Origin of the sequence: Amycolatopsis eburnea, assembly GCF_003937945.1 — a bacterium.
In the GTDB taxonomy this organism is placed as follows: domain Bacteria; phylum Actinomycetota; class Actinomycetes; order Mycobacteriales; family Pseudonocardiaceae; genus Amycolatopsis; species Amycolatopsis eburnea.
The window spans coordinates 1-14,246 of record NZ_RSEC01000058.1 but is presented as its reverse complement, the minus strand read 5'-3'; the positions used below and the strand labels follow the sequence as shown (position 1 = coordinate 14,246).

Below are 14,246 nucleotides of genomic sequence, written 5' to 3'. Positions count from 1 at the left end.
TTTCGGCCGACATGCCTGACGTCGAGCGCTGCCCTCTCATGCAGAGCTCCGATCGTCCCATCGCGCCCCGTACGCCAGCCCCGGTGTGAGGCGCTGGAACCTCAAATGGATCTCCCCCGACGGGTCGACCTCGTGCGGGCGCCCCCGATACCCCGGGTCCGACACATCCCGCTGGAACGCTCCCTCCAGCACCCGCACCTCCGGCTGCCCCTCGAACCGAACCCGCAGATCGAACGACTCGCACGGCTGCCGAGGCACGCACACCATGTGCGGCCGCAACGCCGCAACCGACGGCAGCCGGAACAGCAGAGCCGACTCCCAGGACTCGCCTCGGGACAATGGCCGGGGCAAGTCCAGACGAAAACCCCAGCGGTCGGTCGCCTCCATCCCGCGGTCCACCAGGCGGCCGCCGTAAAGCACCGTCGTCGACAACGACGAACGACCGGCCGGAAGCGAAACAGCCAGGTCCAAGGACCGCAGGCCGTCCCGGTCGGCCACGATCCGACGCTGCTCGAGGATCAACGGCGCTCCCTGGTCCAGCACCATCGACACCGCGAGCGAAGCCGTGTGCCAGCTGTCGGCCGACGGGGCAGCCGACGGCGAAGACGAAGCCAGCTCCGCCAGCACCTCGATCGCCTCGTCCACCCTCCGGCGGACCGTTCGGGGGTCTCGGTCCAGGAGGGAAGCCGCCCAGCGGACGCGGTCCTGGTACAGGGGCTGGCGGGCCTCGGACGAGATCGCGAAGGCCGCCAGCGCCGCTACCCGCAGGTCCTCCGGCAGGTGCGAGGCCAGCGACGACAGTCGGCCCGCGACCTTCTCGCGGATCGCCACCATGCCGTCGTCGGCCGCTACCGCGCAGGCCGTTCGCAGGTACGGGCCCACGCGGTCCTCCAGCCGGCCTGCCAGGCCGCGGCCCTTGCGCAGGGTCTTCAGCTCCTGGATCAGCTCCGCGCGCTCCACCATCGTTCTCCTTCAGTGCGTTTCCATGGGCCGGCACCCCCTTCAGGACAGCCTGCGATCGGCCGGTGGACGAGAAGTGGACAGAACGTGCATCACCGCGGCGGTCAGGGCCGTGCCCAGGCGGATGCCGTCGCGGCTGAGGTAGGTGCGGTACGTGCCGATTCGGCCCAACGCGGCTTCGTCCGCGTCGCCCACGCCGAACGCCACCATCCGGGGGCGGTCGGCCCACGAAGGATCGACGAGCGAAGAGAAGGCCGACGGCCAGGTGACCGGGTCCGTCGGCTGGCCGTCGGACAGGAAGAACACCAGCGGGCGGTGGACCCACAGGCGGTGGGCCGCCAGCACGCGCGTGTCGGACTCGATCGACTCGCGCAGGAACGTGAACACCGGGCCGAAGTCGGTGCCCGCGGAGACGCCGGGGGCGGGCAGGTCGGCCAGCGCGTCCATCGGCAGCAGGCGCTGGACCAGGGACGGCTCCGCGCCGAAGCCGATCACGCTGCAGAGGACCCGGTCGAGCAGCGACTCGTGGACCGCGCCGCGGAACTCGCGCAGGCCGGCGTTCAGTTCGTCGATGTGGTCGGCCATCGACAGCGAGAGGTCGCACGCCACGTAACACGGCAACACGTCGGACCCCATACCCGTTTCTCCTTCACCCCTGGTTCGACCGGGCGCAGCCTCGCAAGCGCGCGTGTATCGAACGTGGAAGAAATGCGGATTTTCGAAACCTTGACGGCCGTTTGCGCGATGTGAAAAGAGGACAGCAAGCTGACAGCGGGGAGGCCGCGTGGAGTTCCGGATGCTCGGCCCGCTCGAGGCGTGGCACGACGGCGCGCCGGTGCCGCTGGGTGACCAGCAGCAGCGGTTCGTCCTCGTCGTGCTGCTCCTGAACGCGAACAAGCCGGTGTCGAGCGCCCGCCTCGCCGAGATCGTCTGGACCGGCCGCGAAACCAAGCCCACCCTGGTGCGCAGCTACGTCAAGCGGCTGCGCGACATCGGCGTGAGCATCGAGACCACCCCCACCGGTTACCTCCTGCGGCTCGGCGACGACCAGCTCGACACCGCCCGGTTCGACCGGCTGCGCGCCGAGACCGGGCGGGCCGACGACCCGCGGCGGAAGATCGAGCTGCTGCGGGAGGCCGTCGGGCTGTGGCGGGGACGGTTCCTCGAGGACATCGACATCGACCGCGTCGGCGGGCCCGAAGCCGGCTTCCCGGAGGAGAGCCTCTCCGACGCCGTGGGCGACCTCGCCGAGCTGGAGCTGGGCATCGGCGACCACCGCCCGGCGCGCGACCGGCTGCGGCCGCTCGTGCGGACCGATCCGGCCAGCCAGAAGCACGCCGGGCTGCTCATGCGCGCCTTGCTCGCCGGGGGTGACCAGGTGGGCGCGCTGCGCGTGTTCGAGAGCACGCGGGCCGCGCTCGCCGAGCTGCGCATGGAACCCGGGCCCGTGCTGCGGAACCTCGCCGCGCGCGCCGAGCACGGTGATCCGCCGAGCTCGCTGCCGTCGCGGCCCGGGGCGTTCACGGGGCGGGACCGCGAGCTCGCCAAGATCGAGACGGCCGCCGCTTCCGGCAAGCGCGCGGTCTGGGTGAGCGGCGCGCCCGGTGTCGGCAAGACCGGCCTCGCCGTCGAAGCCGCGCACCGGCTGCGCGACCGGTACCCGGACGGCCAGCTCCTGGCCCGGCTCAACGGGTTCACCCCCGGCGTGCCCGAGACCAGCGTCGGCGACGCGCTCACCGAGCTGCTGCTCGAGCTGGGGGTGCCGGCCGAGCAGATCCCGGCCACCGTCGGCCGGAAGGTCACGCTCTACCAGACCACCCTGTACGGCACGCGCACGCTGGTCGTGCTGGACAACGCCGCGTCGGCGGAGCAGATCCGGCCGCTGCTGCCCGAAGACGGCGGCTGCCTCGCGATCGTCACCAGCAGGCGGATGGGCGACACCGGCGAGCCGGTCCGGCTGGCGCCGTTGCCGCCGGACGAGGCCGCCGAGCTGTTCACCGCGCTGACCGACGCGCCGCGGGTGCGCGGGCGTGCGGCCGAGGTCGCGCTGGTCGTCAAGCGGTGCGGGTTCCTGCCGATGCCGATCCGGGTGGCGGCGGCGCTGTTCCGGCGGCACGACAAGTGGCCGCTGGAGCACCTGCTCCACCTGCTCGAACAGGGCGGCCCGCTGGCCGAGGACGACGGCATCGCCGCCGTCCGGGTGTCCTACCAGCAGCTCGGCGAGCCGCAGCGAGCGATGTTCCGGCTGCTCGGCGGCCTGCCGGGGCCGGACGTCGACGTCGCAGGCGGCGCCGCGCTCGCCGGGTGCGACGTCGTCGAGGCCCGGCGGCTGCTCGACGAGCTGCACGAGGTCAGCCTGCTGGAGGAGGCCGCGCCCGAGCGGTACCAGATGCTGGACCCGCTCAAGGCGTACGCCGCCGCCGAACCGGCGCCCCGGCAGGCCCTGGTGCGCCTGCTCGACTTCTACCTGGTCACGCTCGCGGCCGCGGTCGGCGCCGCCTACCCGTTCGACCAGGCCCAGCAGCCGGCGTCGGACCGGTCCTGCCCGGTCGCGCCCGCCTTCGCCGACGAGGCGGCCGGCCTGCGGTGGATCGCCGCGGAGCGGGACAACCTCGTGGCCGCGATCCGCTACGCCGCCCGGCACGACCTGCCCGAGCACACGTGGCGGCTGGCCGTGCTGCTGTGGCGCTACTTCAACACCACCAACCAGTTCGAGGACTGGATCGGCACGCTCGAGCTGGCGTGGCGGACCGTGTCGGCCGATCCCGGCAACGACTACGGCCAGGCGCACGTGCTGCTCCGCCTGGCGACCGCGAACGACCGGCGCGGGCGGCTTGCGGAAGCGCTGGAATTCGCCGCCCAGGCACTGCCGAAGTGGCACCGGCTCGGCGACGTGCGTGGCGAAGCGGCGACGCTGTGCGCGCTCGCGATCCCCACGATGGAGCTGGGCAAGCACGCGCAGGCGATCGCCCACCTCGAGGCCGCGCTGGCGAAGTACGAACAGACCGACGACCGCCGGGGCGAAGCCCACGCGTTGAGCATGCTCGGCTACCTCAACGAACTGCACGGCAACCTCGAAGTGGCGCTGGGCCAGCACGGCGCCGCGGCGCGGATCCTGCGGGAAATCGGGCACGTCCAAGGCGTCGCGCACGCGCTCAACAACCTCGGTTCGGTGCAGGAGAACCTCGGCCGGCTCACCGAGGCGCTGGGCAGCTACACCGAGGCGCACGCCCACGCCGCCGAAATCGGCGACCACTGCGTCGAGGCCTACGCGCTGAACAACATCGGCAACGTGCACCGCGAGCTGGGGCGCTACCCCGAAGCCGTGCGCTACCACGACAAGGCCAAGGAGGTGGCGGCCAACGTGCCGGACGCCGACCTGCGCACGCAGCTCTACCTCGACCGCGGCGCGACCGCGCTCGCCAGGGGTGCGCACCGGGACGCGCTCGTCGCCGGCCGGGCCGCCCTGGACCTGGCCGCCGGCGACGGGAACCGCACCTACCAGGCCCGGGCGCACCAGCGGGTCGCGGAAACGCTGCACGCGATGGGCGAACACGGTGACGCCGTCGAGCATTGGGACGCTGCCGTCGAGGCGTTCACCGAACTCGGTTTGCCGGAGGCCGGGGAATTGCGCACCGAACGCGCGGAATGGGAATGCGCCTGCGCTTCCCGCTGAAAAGCGTTCCGGGCCGGCCGCCCCTGGCCCGGCCGGCCCGGTCCGCGTCAGCCGTGCCAGGGGTTGCCGTCGGTACCGGCCGGGGGCGGCGTGGTCGTGGTGACCGGCGGCGGCGTGCTGCCGTCGCCGTCCGCGAACGCCGTCGTGGAGCCGATCAGCGGCGCCGCCGCGACGATGCAGAGCGCGAGCACCGGGCCACCGATTCTGGCCAGCTTTCTGGGCAAGGACATGACGAGTCCCTCCTCGGGAATGGTTGTTTCAGGGGATTCCGGAGGATTTCCGGCCCTGCAACCAGGATTCGTCACGCGCCATTTCGCGACTAGGGGTTTCCCGTTTCACGCAGGAACAGGAAACAGGAAACACCGCCGGCGAACAGGAGCACGGCGGCCGTGGTCAGCGCGAAAGCCGTCGATGTCCCGGACGCCAGCACCCCGAGGACGGCGACCCCCAGCACCGCGCCGGTCTGGCGGGACGCGTTCAACGCGCCGCCCGCGATCCCCGCCAGTTCCGGCGGGGCCGAGCCGACGACCGCGGTCAGCAGGGACGGGATCGCGAGCGAGACGCCGAAGCCCAGCAACGCCAACGCCAGCACGGAAAGCACTGGCGAGCACGCCTCGATGAGCGTTCCCATTGCCATCAGGGAAAAGCCCGACACCGCGGGAATGCGCGGGCCGACGCGGGCGACCAGGCGGCCGGTGAAGATCGGGTTGAACGCCGTCGGGATGGTCAGCGGGAGGAACGCCAGGCCCGTCGCCGAAGGGGCGTAGCCGCGGGTTTGCTGGAAGTACAGCGACAGGACGAACAGAACGCCGGACAGGCCGAAGTTCACGATCGCGCCGGCCAAGAGACCCCAGGAAACGAGCCGTCGCGGGAGCATCGCGTCCGGGCGGCGCTGGGCCCGGAGGAACACCAGCGCGGCCACCGCGGCGGGGATCAGGGGCCAGAAGACGGCTTCCACCAGCGCATACGTCAATGTCGACAAAGCGATAACGGCGGACACCTGGCTGACCACGTCCAGCCGGCGCGGCTTGGGTGGCGTCGACGGCGCCGAGCGGGACAGCGCCAGCGCGAGCAGCGCCACCGGGACGTTCACCACGAAGATCGCGCGCCAGCCGAACGCCTCCGTCAGCACGCCGCCCAGCAGCGGGCCCGCCACCAGGCCCGTGCCACTCACCGCCGCCCACACCCCCATCGCCTTGGCACGCGCGGCAGGCACCGGGTAGGCCGTCGCGATCAGGGACAGCGACGACGGCACCAGCAGCGCTCCGGCCACGCCCAGGAGGGCGCGCAGGCCGATCAAGACCGTCGGCGACGCGAGCGCGGAAAGGCCCGACAGCAAAGCGAAGGAGACCAAGCCGGTGAAGAACACGCGGCGGGCGCCGAAGCGATCGGACCACGCGCCCGCCGTCAGGAGGAACGCCGCGAACGTCAGCGTGTAGCCGTTCGAAATCCATTGCTGGTCCACGAGTGCGGGCGACAGCGACGGGAGCGCCACCGTCACGATCGTCGTGTCCAGCATGACCAGGAAGTAGCCCAGCGAGAGGCCGGTGAGGAGTCTTGCCACACCGGAAACCCTGGACTCTCCGTGACACCGGCGGAAGCAGGGAGTTACGATGGCGGGTATCGGGAACTCCGATGGGGGATGCCATGGAACTGCGCCACCTGCGCACCTTCCGCGTGGTCGCGCGGACGCTCAACTTCACCCGCGCCGCCGCGGAACTGCACTACGCGCAGTCCAGCGTCACCGAGCAGATCCAGGCGCTGGAAGCGGAACTCGGCTCGAAGCTGTTCGACCGCGGGCGGCAGCTGCGGCTCACATCCGCCGGCGAACGCCTGCTCGGGTACGCCGACCGGATGCTTTCCCTCGCCGAGGAAGCCAAGGCCGCGGTCGAGGAGAACCGGGGTGAACCCGAAGGCGAACTGACCGCCGGCGCGCTGGAAACCCTGTGCGCGCAGTGGATCCCGGACGTCTTGAGCGAGTACCGGGCCAAGTGGCCGCGCGTGCGGCTGACGCTGAAAGAAGGCGGCCGCGGTGAGTTGTACCAGGCCGTGCGACAGTCCGAAGTGGACGTCTGCTTCACCTTCGGCAGCCCGCCGGACGACCCGGCGTTCGCGAGTGAAAGCCTCGGGGACGAGCCGCTCGTCGTCCTGGTTCCGCCCGGGCACCCGTTGTCGGGCAAGGAAACCCTCGAACCCGGCGATCTGCGGGGCGTCGGTTTCCTCGCCACGCCGAAGGGGTGCGGCTTCCGGGAAATGCTCGACCGGATCGACGGGCCCGTCGTCGACGCGGAAGTCGGCAGCATCGCCGCGCTCGGGCGGTGCGTGGCCGCCGGGATGGGGTGCGCGCTCGTGCCCGCGCTGGCCGATCACGGTGACGCGGTCGCCGTGCCCCTCGCCGGGGAGACGACCGCCGTCACCATGACCTGGCGCAGGCGGGACGAGCACAAGCCGAACGTCGCCGCGCTGCTCGCCACCGCGCGCCGCGTCAGGGCTTGAGCACCTCGAGCCCGTCGGCCACCACGACGCCGTCGTGCAGCACGGTCCGGTCGCGGCCGCGGTCCATCACCGCGCTGGTCGGGGTTTCGCCGTCGACCAGCACCAGGTCCGCGCGGTCGCCGGCGGCCAGGCCCGGCCGGTCGTCGAGGCCGGCCAGGCGGGGGACGTCGTGGCTCATGATCGACGCGCCGCCCATCGTGGCGACCGCCAGCGCCAGCTCGATGTCCGCGTCGCGGCGGAACCCGCGCGTGAACGCCAGCTGCCACGTCCGGTCCAGCAGATCGCAGTTGCCGTACGGGCTCCAGTAGTCGCGCTGGCCGTCCTCGCCGAGCCCGATCCGCACGCCGGCGGCCACGAGGTCCAAAAGGGACAGCTGCCCGGCGGCGGACGGCGCCACCGTGGTCATCGCGACGTCCAGGTCGGCGAAGTCGTCGATCACCCGGCGGCTGACCGACTCGGAGATCGAGCCGAGGTCGTAGGCGTGCGACATCGTGACCTTGCCCCGCATGTCGAGCGCGCGGACGCGGTCGAGCACCAAGTCCGTCGAGAACAGGCCGAGGTGGCCCGGCTCGTGCAGGTGGATGTCGATCTCCGCCTGGTGCTTCTCGGCCAGGCCGAACACGGCGTCCAGGTGCCCCTTCGGGTCCTTGTCCACAGTGCACGGATCGATGCCGCCGATCACAGTCGCACCGGACCGCATGGCCGCGTCGAGGACGTCCAGCGTGCCCGGCTCCCGCAGGATGCCCGCCTGCGCGAACGCCATGACGTGCACCTCCGCCTGGCTCGCGAACTTCTCGCGCGCGGCCAGCACGGCGTCGAGCTTCTCCAGTCCACAATCGACGTCGACCTGCGCGTAGCTGCGCACCCGCGTGGTGCCGTTGGCGATCATCCGCTCCAGCGTGCCCGCCACCCGTTCCGGCAGCGGGACCTCCGCCGAGCGCCAGTTCTCCCGGTCGTTCGTCATCATCGCCCAGACGCCCGGGCCGCCGGTGTGCGGCCGGAACGGCAGCCCGATGCGCGTCGAGTCGAGGTGCACGTGGACGTCGCTGAACGCCGGGAACAGCAGGCGGCCACGGCCTTCGACCGCACCGGGGACCGGCGCCGGATCGTGCGGGCGGACCGCCGCGATCCGGTCGCCGTTCAGCTCGACGTCACTGCGTTCGCCGCCCCATGGCCGGACATCTCGGATCCACATGGGAGCCACGGTAGTCACTTGCCGAGCGCGTCCACGCCGGCCTGGGCGAACGCCTCGTCCTGCGCGCCGGAGGGCGCGCCGGCGACGCCGATCGCGGCGATCGGGGCGTTGCCCGCGGTCACCGGGACGGCGCCGGCCAGGAACAGCGTGCCGTCGATGTCCTTCAGCGTCGGGGCCTGCTGGAGGCGGCCGGCCAGCTCGGACGTCTTCGCGTTCCACGAGACCGCCGTGAACGCCTTCTGCTGCGCCGAGCTGTAGGACTGCGGGCCCGCGCCGTCGCCGCGCAGGGTCAGGACGGTGTTGCCGTCGCGGTCCACCACGGCGACCGACACGCGCTGGCCGGCCTTGGTGGCGGCGTCCAGCGCGGCCTGGGCGGCCGTGGACGCGGCCGCGATCGTCAGGTGCGAGGTCTGGAAGGTGTTCTTGGGCGTGGCCGGGGCCGCGGTGGCCGAGACGGCGCCGACGGTGGTGGCGCCGACCGCGGCGAGGCCGGCGACGGCGGCGGCGATGCGGGTGCGGGTCGAGATCATGGCGTGCTCCTCAGGTCGGGGTTCGATGGCTCCAGCTTCACCCCGCGACCAGGGGGTTCTCATCGGCGTCCCGGCCGACACCGGGGTCATCCGATCGGCTGATGCGCGGCCCGCCGGCCGGGTCGACGCTGGTGCCGGACGAGGAAGGAGCCAGCATGGAGGGCATGGCCGAAGCCGATACGCGGTGGCTCGCCGCCGTCATGCACTCGGCGTTCCTCCTGCTGGTGCTCGCGTCGGCGGTGCGGTTCCTGACCCGCCACGAAGGCACGCCCCTGCAGCCGTGGGTGATCGGGTTCACCGCGGCGCTGGTCGTCGCGTACGGCGCCGGCCTGGTCGCCGGGCGGCACCTGCTCTGGCTGACCGTCGTCCTGGCGCTCTGGATCGTCCTGGTGGTGCTCGCCCCCAGCTTCGCCTGGTCGGCGATCCCGCTGCTGGTCACCGGCCTGCGGACGCTGCCGACCGGGCAGGCGCTCGCGCTCGTCGGCGTGATCACCGCGCTGGTCGTCGTGTCGCAGAACCGGCTGGCCGACGGCTTCGACCCGAACCTGACCATCGTGCCGATCGCCATCGCCGCGGTCACCGCCGCGGTGATCACCTTCATGCGGCGGCAGGCCGAGCGGCTGCGCGAGTCCGAGCGCCGCGCCGGCGTGCTCGCCGAGCGCCACCGCGTGTCGCGGGAGCTCCACGACGCCCTCGCGCAGGGCCTGTCCAGCCAGGCGATGCTGCTGCAGGCCGCCGACCAGGCGTGGGACCGGCCCGAGCTGGCCCGCGAGCACCTGCGCGCCGCCCAGCGCGTCGGCGCGGGCAACCTCTCGGAAGCCCGGCGGCTGGTGCAGGACCTGGCGCCCGCCGACCTCGCCGACGCCACGCTCGAAGAAGCGTTGCGTGCGGTCGCCGGCCGGGCCGGGCTGCCGGTGGACGTCCGCATCGACGGCGACGAGCGGCCGCTGCCGGAACGCGTCCAGTCCACTGTGGTCCGGATCGCCCAGGGCGCGCTGGCCAACGCGCGCGAGCACGCCGAGGCCGGCAGCGTCGTGCTCACCCTCACCTACCTCGACGACCAGGTCGTCTTGGACGTCGCCGACGACGGGCGCGGGTTCGTCGAGCGGGCGCCCGAAGGCGACCGCGGACACGGGCTGCCCGCCATGCGCGTCCGGGCCCAGCAGCTCGGTGGCAGGCTGACCGTGGAGTCCGAGCCCGGCCAGGGCACGGTCATTTCGGCTGCGATCCCGCTGGAGGCCCCGTGACCATCCGCGTCCTCGTCTGCGACGACCACACGGTCGTCCGCGCCGGCCTGCGCGCTTTGCTGGCGGGCGCCGACGGCATCGAGGTCGTCGCCGAGGCGGCGAGCGGGGAAGAAGCCGTCGCGACCGCCGCCGCCGTGCACCCCGACGTCGTCCTGATGGACATCCAGCTCGGCAGCGGCATCGACGGGATCGAGGCCACCCGCCGGATCCGGAGCACCGCCGGCGCGCCCCGGATCCTCGTGCTGACGACGTACGACACCGACGCGGACATCAGCCGCGCGATCGCCGCCGGCGCCACCGGCTACCTGCTGAAAGCCGGGTCGGCGAACGAGCTGTACGCGGCGATCGAGGCCGCCGCGGCCGGGCGGACCGCGGTGTCCCCGCCGGTCGCCGACCGGATGATGGCGCAGCTGCGCGCCCCGCGGCCCGCGTTGACCGCCCGGGAGCTGGACATCCTGCGCCGGCTGGCCGAAGGGCTCGGCAACCGCGAGATCGCCCGCGCGCTGTTCATCAGCGAGGCAACGGTCAAGACGCACCTGAGCCGGATCTACAGCAAGCTCGAAGTCGACACGCGGTCCGGGGCCGTCGCGGTCGCCAAGGAACAGCGGCTGCTGGACTGATCGGGCTTTGTCCACAAGGGACAGATGCGCGAAGCGGCCGGTTGAGGTCTTCCAAAAGCCGCATCCAGGTGGCAAGGTGGCTCACCGACCGCGGGCCTGACCGTCGGTCGACGTTTGACAACGTTGTCATCTCCTGGGAGGTGCGCCCATGTGGTCGCAGAGCAGACGGCTGGCCGCCGCGGTGGCCGCGGGGGTGGTGGTCGCCGGCCTGGCCCCCGCCGCGGCGCAGGCCGCGCCCGCCGCCGCGGACCCGGTCAGCCTGGTCAACCCGTTCGTCGGCACGCAGAACTTCGGGAACACGTTCCCCGGCGCGAGCGCGCCCTTCGGCATGGTGCAGGTCAGCCCGGACACCGGCGGGCAGGGCGGCTACGACTACCTGCAGAACGCGATCTACGGCTTCAGCCAGACGCACCTGTCCGGCGTCGGCTGCGGCGTGATGGGCGAGCTGCCGATCATGCCGACCACGGGCGCCGTCGACAGCGTCGACAAGAACGCCTACAAGTCCGAGTACAGCCACGACGACGAGCACGCCGAGCCCGGCTACTACCGCGTCGGCCTGAAGAAGTACGGCGTGAACGCCGAGCTGACGGCCACCCCGCGCACCGGCTGGCAGCGCTACACGTTCCCCTCGACCGGCCAGGCGAACGTCCTGTTGAACACCGGCCAGGCCAACCAGTCCGTCAAGGACTCCGAAATCCACGTCGTCGGTGACCGGACGCTCGAAGGGCGTGTCAAGGCGGGCGGGTTCTGCGCCGGGCACGACGAGCACACCGTCTACTTCACCGCCACCTTCGACCGGCCGTTCAGCTCGTTCGGCACCTGGCGCGGTTCGACGCGCACCGCCGGCAGCCGCGACGCCGCGGGCACCGGGAGCAACGGCGCGTGGGCGAGCTTCGACGCGACCACCGACCACGACGTCGTCCTCAAGGTCGGCCTGTCCTACACCGGGCTCGACGGCGCGCGGAAGAACCTCGCCGCCGAGACGTCGGACTACGACTTCGACGCGACGCGCGCTGCCCTGCACCAACAGTGGGCCGACCGCCTCGGCGCGATCAAGATCGCGGGCGGCACGACCGAGCGGCAGACGGCGTTCTACACCGCGCTCTACCACGCGCAACTGCACCCGAACCTGGCCGGTGACACCGACGGCGCGTACACCGGCTTCGACGGCAAGGTGCACACCGCGAGCGGCTACACGCCGTACCAGAACTTCTCGCTGTGGGACACCTACCGGCCGCAGAACCAGCTGCTTGAAATGCTGGAACCGCAGGTCGCGCGGGACGTCGCGCTGTCGATCGTGGCCATCGGGCGGGACGGCGGGTGGCTGCCGCGCTGGGCGCTGGCCGAGAGCGAAACCAACATCATGACCGGCGACCCGGTGACGCCGTTCCTCGTCGAGGCGTGGTCGAAGGGCCTGCTCGCCGGGCACGAAGAAGAGGCGTACGCACTGCTCAAGAAGAACGCGACGAGCACGCCGCCCGCCGATTCGCCGTACAACGGGCGCTCCGGCGTCGACTACTACAACGACCGCGGGTACCTCCCGGGCGGCCTCGAACTGGGCAAGGACTGCGCGGCCAAGGGCGGCGACAACGACTGCGAGCACCCGGCGTCGGCGACCATGGAGTACGCCGCGGCGGACGCGTCGCTCGCGCTGATGGCCCGCGGGCTCGGCCACGACGCCGACGCGAAGCTGTTCACCGACCGCGGCCAGTGGTACAAGAACCTTTGGGACTCCTCGATCCAGCAGTTCCGGCCGCGCACGACCGAGGGCACGTTCCTCACGCCGTACAACCCGGTCGACGCCGACCACCAGTTCCACGAAGGCGGCGCCTACCAGTACCAGTGGCTGGTGCCGCAGGACCCGGCCGGGCTGGTCTCGCTGATGGGCGGCCGGACGTCGACGGAGAAGCGGCTTGACTCGTTCTTCGCGTACGGCAACCTGCTTTCGGACCCCGCCGGTACCGCGCGGAAGGACTGGATCGCCAGCCCGTACGACTACTACGGCAAGGCGACCTACAACCCGAACAACGAACCCGACCTGCTCGCGCCCTACATGTACAACTGGGTCGGCGCGCCGGCGAAGACGGCGACCGTCGTCCGCGCGGCGATGACGCTGTTCACCACCGGTCCCGACGGCATGACCGGCAACGACGACCTCGGCACGATGTCCGCGTGGTACGTCTTCTCGTCGCTCGGCCTGTACCCGACTATGAGCGGCGCGAACTTCCTCGCGCTGTCGAGCCCGCAGTTCGAGTCGGCGACCGTCCGGATCGGACAGTACGGGCGGTCGCAGGGCGGCACGCTGACCGTGAACGCGCCGGGGGCTTCCGACGCGAACCGGTACATCCAGAGCGTGTCGCTCAACGGCCGCGACGTCCGGCAGACGTCCCTGGACTGGTCCGCGGTCGCCCACGGCGGGACGCTCTCGCACAAGCTCGGGTCTCGGCCTTCTTCGTGGGGGACGTCGCCGAGCGCGACACCGCCGTCGGTGAACACCGCGGCCGGTGACGCGCGGCGGCACGTCGACGCGTCGCTGCGGCAGACGTCGGTGGTGATCCCGGCGGGGGCGGCGCAGCAGGTGCACCTCGACCTGGACGTGCTGGCCCAGAACCCGGCGCTGCAGCCGGTGACGGTCTCGGTGTCCGCACCTGGCTGGAAGGCTCAGGTCCAGCCAGTGCAGCTGATCTGGTCGGGACGGCTCCCGATGCAGAAGACGGTGCCGATCACGGTTTCGGTGCCGGCCGGGACCGCGACCGGGACGTACCCGGTGGAGGTCGCTGTCGCCGGGCTGGGCGCGAACAGCGTTTCGCGCTCGGCGACGGTCGAGGTCCGGACGCCGTCGGCGTGCGCGTCTTCCGGCGCGCAGTGCGCGGTGGACCTTTCCCGCGACCTCAACCACGACGGAACGGCGACGGTGTCGGCGTCCACGGAGGGCAACTTCGACGGCAGCGGCTGGAGCTACGACGCCGCCCTCCTCCCGGCGGCGGGCCCAGTGGTGTGGGACGGCGTCACGTACGCGGCTCCGGACGCTTCGGGCACTTCGCCCAACTTCGTGGAGGCCCGCGGGCAGTCGCTGCTGCTGCCGGCGGGTCAGCACGGCGCGTTGAAGCTGGTGGGGGCGTCGCACAACGGGCCGGTTTCGACGACGGTGACCGCGCACTACACCGACGGCACGAGCGCCGACTTGGCCGTGACCTTCGGTGACTGGGCTGGGTCGGGGTCGCCGGTGGTGCTCGAGATGCCGCACCGGATCAAGGCGGGTAGCGGGGTCGACGGGCCGCCGGTGCGGTTGTTCGGGATTTCGGCCGCGCTGGACGGCGGGAAGACCGTGCAGTCGGTGAGCCTGCCGAACGACCCGAGGGTGGAGATCTACGCGCTCACCCTGGCATGACGACCGGTCGTGAGTGTTCAGTCGGGTTAGAACCCGGTGTTGAGTCTCAGGACATCGCCGACAGTTGATGTCTCAGGACATCGCGGACACTGACCGGCCTGTCAGCATGGTGACCGAGGCTTGAGTGGTGA

Annotated in this window: 11 protein-coding genes; 5 read left to right on the top strand and 6 right to left on the bottom strand. The window is 71.9% G+C overall.

Annotated features, from left to right (window positions below; all coding sequences use genetic code 11):
- Nucleotides 1-36 precede the first annotated feature (36 nt).
- Both EIY87_RS25495 and EIY87_RS25490 read right to left on the bottom strand, forming a co-directional pair.
- Nucleotides 37-960, bottom strand: coding sequence for a hypothetical protein (locus tag EIY87_RS25495; RefSeq protein ID WP_225440046.1), 924 nt, complete (start codon nt 958-960; stop codon nt 37-39).
- Between the two features lie 42 nt (nt 961-1,002).
- Nucleotides 1,003-1,596 (bottom strand): vWA domain-containing protein, encoded by a 594-nt coding sequence (locus EIY87_RS25490; RefSeq protein ID WP_125312423.1) that lies wholly within the window; start codon nt 1,594-1,596, stop codon nt 1,003-1,005.
- A 148-nt stretch (nt 1,597-1,744) separates the two neighbouring features.
- Between EIY87_RS25490 and EIY87_RS25485 the strand changes: the two genes are divergently transcribed.
- Entirely contained in the window at nt 1,745-4,636 is a 2,892-nt protein-coding gene (locus EIY87_RS25485; protein ID WP_225440045.1) for an AfsR/SARP family transcriptional regulator, read from the top strand.
- A 47-nt stretch (nt 4,637-4,683) separates the two neighbouring features.
- On the opposite strand, the gene EIY87_RS25480 is transcribed toward EIY87_RS25485, so the two are convergent.
- A complete protein-coding gene (locus EIY87_RS25480) occupies nt 4,684-4,866 on the bottom strand; it encodes a hypothetical protein (RefSeq protein ID WP_125312422.1) in 183 nt (60 codons plus the stop codon).
- 89 nt (nt 4,867-4,955) lie between these two features.
- Nucleotides 4,956-6,200, bottom strand: a complete 1,245-nt coding sequence (locus tag EIY87_RS25475; protein WP_125312421.1) for an MFS transporter — start codon at nt 6,198-6,200, stop codon at nt 4,956-4,958.
- Nucleotides 6,201-6,283: 83 nt separating this feature from the next.
- On the opposite strand from EIY87_RS25475, the gene EIY87_RS25470 reads away from it, so the two are divergent.
- A complete protein-coding gene (locus tag EIY87_RS25470) occupies nt 6,284-7,132 on the top strand; it encodes a LysR family transcriptional regulator (RefSeq protein ID WP_125312420.1) in 849 nt (282 codons plus the stop codon).
- Here EIY87_RS25470 and EIY87_RS25465 read toward each other — a convergent pair.
- Both EIY87_RS25465 and EIY87_RS25460 read right to left on the bottom strand, forming a co-directional pair.
- Complete coding sequence (locus tag EIY87_RS25465; protein ID WP_125312419.1) at nt 7,122-8,327, bottom strand: amidohydrolase family protein; 1,206 nt, start codon at nt 8,325-8,327, stop codon at nt 7,122-7,124. The genes EIY87_RS25470 and EIY87_RS25465 overlap by 11 nt on opposite strands.
- A gap of 14 nt (nt 8,328-8,341) precedes the next feature.
- Nucleotides 8,342-8,857: a GlcG/HbpS family heme-binding protein gene (locus tag EIY87_RS25460; RefSeq protein WP_125312418.1), complete on the bottom strand. Its 516-nt coding sequence runs from the start codon at nt 8,855-8,857 to the stop codon at nt 8,342-8,344.
- Between the two features lie 101 nt (nt 8,858-8,958).
- Between EIY87_RS25460 and EIY87_RS48470 the strand changes: the two genes are divergently transcribed.
- From EIY87_RS48470 to EIY87_RS25450, 3 genes are all read left to right on the top strand, one after another.
- The gene (locus EIY87_RS48470) at nt 8,959-10,104 is read left to right on the top strand and encodes a sensor histidine kinase (RefSeq protein WP_225440044.1); all 1,146 of its coding nucleotides are present in this window, start codon (nt 8,959-8,961) and stop codon (nt 10,102-10,104) included.
- Nucleotides 10,101-10,724 (top strand): response regulator, encoded by a 624-nt coding sequence (locus EIY87_RS48465; protein WP_225440043.1) that lies wholly within the window; start codon nt 10,101-10,103, stop codon nt 10,722-10,724. Before EIY87_RS48470 ends, EIY87_RS48465 begins: the two co-directional genes overlap by 4 nt.
- Nucleotides 10,725-10,872: 148 nt before the next feature.
- The gene (locus EIY87_RS25450; protein ID WP_125312417.1) at nt 10,873-14,115 is read left to right on the top strand and encodes a GH92 family glycosyl hydrolase; all 3,243 of its coding nucleotides are present in this window, start codon (nt 10,873-10,875) and stop codon (nt 14,113-14,115) included.
- Nucleotides 14,116-14,246: the final 131 nt, after the last annotated feature.

Coding starts and splice junctions, on each gene's coding strand:
- EIY87_RS25490 (WP_125312423.1), bottom strand. CDS start 1,596: ATGGGGTCCGACGTGTTGCCGTGTTACGTGGCGTGCGACCTCTCGCTG.
- EIY87_RS25480 (WP_125312422.1), bottom strand. CDS start 4,866: ATGTCCTTGCCCAGAAAGCTGGCCAGAATCGGTGGCCCGGTGCTCGCG.
- EIY87_RS25470 (WP_125312420.1), top strand. CDS start 6,284: ATGGAACTGCGCCACCTGCGCACCTTCCGCGTGGTCGCGCGGACGCTC.
- EIY87_RS25465 (WP_125312419.1), bottom strand. CDS start 8,327: ATGTGGATCCGAGATGTCCGGCCATGGGGCGGCGAACGCAGTGACGTC.
- EIY87_RS25460 (WP_125312418.1), bottom strand. CDS start 8,857: ATGATCTCGACCCGCACCCGCATCGCCGCCGCCGTCGCCGGCCTCGCC.
- EIY87_RS48470 (WP_225440044.1), top strand. CDS start 8,959: ATGCGCGGCCCGCCGGCCGGGTCGACGCTGGTGCCGGACGAGGAAGGA.
- EIY87_RS25450 (WP_125312417.1), top strand. CDS start 10,873: ATGTGGTCGCAGAGCAGACGGCTGGCCGCCGCGGTGGCCGCGGGGGTG.